Source organism: Protofrankia sp. CiP1_Cm_nod3, assembly GCF_982290655.1.
This window is the reverse complement of record NZ_CEVIVD010000198.1, coordinates 7,548-8,350: the sequence shown is the minus strand read 5'-3', so window position 1 is coordinate 8,350 and position 803 is coordinate 7,548. Positions and strand designations below refer to the sequence as shown.

1 protein-coding gene is annotated in these 803 nt (G+C 70.1%); it reads left to right on the top strand.

Going from position 1 to position 803, the window contains the following annotated elements:
• Positions 1–220 precede the first annotated feature (220 nt).
• Positions 221–610 carry a helix-turn-helix domain-containing protein gene (locus AC5LUJ_RS22520; protein WP_493465698.1) on the top strand — a complete coding sequence of 130 codons (390 nt, stop codon included), beginning with the start codon at positions 221–223 and terminating at the stop codon, positions 608–610.
• Positions 611–803: the final 193 nt, after the last annotated feature.

The following is an 803-nucleotide window of genomic DNA, read 5'->3' as shown; positions in this document are numbered from 1 at the left end:
TACGCCAGGCGCGCCGGCACGAGCTGTGACGGGTCAGCCATCCCTTCGACAAGCAGGCCGCCGTACGGATCGTCTGCTGGTTCCCGGATGAAGCGACTGTGGCGATCGCGCTTGTCGGCTTCGACAAGGCCAGACACGGCGACGTCTGGTACTCCAGCGCGGCCGTCCGCGGCGAGGCACTTGTGGATCAGTGGCTTCGCGAGCACGGACAGGAGGAGACATGACCACCAGCCGCGGCACCGAGACGTTCGTCTCCGGTGACGAACGGGTCCGGCGCCTGCGCGAACGGACCGATCTCGCCGACCAGGTCGACTCCGCCCGTGCGGAGATGCGCGACGCGGACCGCGCCTACGCCATGGGACTGGCCGCGATCCGGCGGGCGGCGGATCTCACCCAGACCGAACTCGCCCGGCAGCTCGGCGTCAGCCAGGCGGCCGTGGCGAAGACAGAACAGCGGCACGACCTGTTGCTGTCGACCCTGCGGGCCTACCTGGAAGCCATCGGTGGCCACGTGCGGATCGTGGTCGCCTTCCAAGGCGGAGGCGAGGTCGAGCTCGACCTCAGCCAGCTGGGATCAACACCCCCCGGCGCACAGCCGAGGACAGCCTGACAGCGGGCGCTGGCGACGGCTAGCTCGTCCAGTCCTCCCAGCTCAGGCCGGTGACCCGGCTGAACTCCGAGGTGTTCGCCGTGACAACTGTCAGCCCGCGCCGCAGCGCCTGCCCGGCGATCAGCAGATCGTAGGCACCGATCGGCGTCCCGGCCTTCTCCAGGGCGGCGCGCACCTGGCCGGCAGTACGGGC

Coding starts and splice junctions, on each gene's coding strand:
- AC5LUJ_RS22520 (WP_493465698.1), top strand. CDS start 221: ATGACCACCAGCCGCGGCACCGAGACGTTCGTCTCCGGTGACGAACGG.